Source organism: Frankia sp. AiPs1 (assembly GCF_023716945.1).
Classification (GTDB): Bacteria; Actinomycetota; Actinomycetes; order Frankiales; family Frankiaceae; genus Frankia.
The window spans coordinates 1-1,011 of the sequence record NZ_JAMQQF010001033.1; the positions used below are offsets into that span (position 1 = coordinate 1).

The 1,011-nt window shown below is 74.4% G+C and carries 1 protein-coding gene; it reads left to right on the forward strand.

Going from position 1 to position 1,011, the window contains the following annotated elements:
• On the forward strand, positions 1 to 1,011 hold a 1,011-nt coding region (locus ND748_RS32675), incomplete at both ends, for an amino acid adenylation domain-containing protein (protein ID WP_251750115.1).

Here is a 1,011-nt window from a genome sequence, read left to right on the forward strand (position 1 = left end):
CCACCGCCCCGCCCCGGCTCGCGCCCGACGGCGCGGTGTCGACCGCCCGGCCCGCCCGGCCCGGCCGATCCGAGCAGGCCGCGTACGTCATCTACACCTCGGGGTCGACCGGCGTGCCCAAGGGCGTGATCGTCTCTCACCGGTCAGTCGTCGCGCTGTTCACCGCGGCCCGGTCGCTGTTCACGTTCGGCCCCGACGACGTGTGGACGCTGTTCCACTCCTTCTCGTTTGACTTCTCGGTCTGGGAGACCTGGGGGCCGCTGCTGCACGGCGGCCGGCTGGTCGTCGTCCCGCAGGATGTCTCCCGCTCGCCCGCGGACTTCCTCGACCTGCTTGCCCGCCACGGTGTGACCGTGCTCAACCAGACGCCGTCCGCCTTCTACCAGCTTGCCGCCGCGGACGCCGATCAGCCGGGCACCCGCCTCGCGCTGCGGACCGTGATCTTCGGTGGGGAGGCCCTCGACCCGGCCCGGCTCGCCGGCTGGCACGCGCGCCGTCCCGACGCGCCGCGGCTGGTCAACATGTACGGGATCACCGAGACCACGGTGCACGTGACGCACCGCGAGCTGACCGCGGACGCGCTCGCCTCCTCGTCGAGCGTCATCGGCGCCGGTCTGCCCGGGTTCGGGGTGTACGTCCTGGACGGTGGGTTGTGCCCGGTGCCCGACGGCACGGTCGGCGAGCTGCACCTCTCCGGCCCGCAGGTCGGCCGGGGGTACCTGGGCCGCGCCGGACTGACCGCGACCCGGTTCGTGGCCGACCCGTTCGGCGCGCCGGGCGACCGGCTCTACCGCAGCGGCGACCTCGCACGCTGGACCGTCGACGGCGAGCTGGAATATCTGGGACGCTCCGACGACCAGGTGAAGATCCGCGGGTTCCGGATCGAACCCGCCGAGATCGAGTCCGTCCTCGCGACCGCCCCGGCGGTCGCCGGCGCCGCGGTCACCGTCCGGACCGACCGGCCCGGCGGCGCCTACCTCGCCGGCTACGTCGCCGGGCACGTCGCCGGGC